The organism is Streptococcus danieliae (assembly GCF_009767945.1).
Taxonomy (GTDB): Bacteria; Bacillota; Bacilli; order Lactobacillales; family Streptococcaceae; genus Streptococcus; species Streptococcus danieliae.
Genome location: NZ_WSRS01000187.1, coordinates 1 through 600, shown reverse-complemented (window position 1 = coordinate 600; position 600 = coordinate 1). Strand labels below are relative to the sequence as shown.

Sequence of the window (600 nt, the reverse complement as noted above, 5' to 3'; positions counted from 1 at the left end):
GCGCTTTCCTTAACCACTGGTTTAGTTTCAACTTTCGCTGCTTCCTTGACCACAGGTTTGGCTTCAACTTTAGGAGCCGAAGCTAATTTTTCAAGGGCGATGTAATGCCGGTTGCCGCTATAGCTAAGATAGCTAAGCCAACGGTAGCCATCAGATTCTAGGACACGGTCATAGTTAACAGAAGAACCCTTGTCATAGTAGGCCACATCGGGACTAGCCACACGTGCTTCTTTTTTGATGCCATAGCGGCCATCAAAGTGGAAGTTACCAGATGCTGCTAGACCAGATGCCTCTACTTTAGCGCTTTCCTTAACCACAGGTTTGGCTTCAACTTTAGGAGCCGAAGCTAATTTTTCAAGGGCGATGTAATGCCGGTTGCCACTATAGCTGAGATAGCTGAGCCAACGGTAGCCATCGGATTCTAGGACACGGTCATAGTTAACAGAAGAACCCTTGTCATAGTAGGCCACATCGGGACTAGCCACACGTGCTTCTTTTTTGATGCCATAGCGGCCATCAAAGCGGAAGTTACCAGATGCTGCTAGACCAGATGCCTCTACTTTAGCGTTTTCCTTAACCACTGGTTTAGTTTCAACTTTC

1 protein-coding gene is annotated in these 600 nt (G+C 47.2%); it reads right to left on the bottom strand.

Going from position 1 to position 600, the window contains the following annotated elements; all coding sequences use genetic code 11:
* Nucleotides 1-600 (bottom strand): SH3 domain-containing protein (locus E5983_RS09365; protein ID WP_202056793.1); only part of this gene is annotated, 600 nt, incomplete at both ends.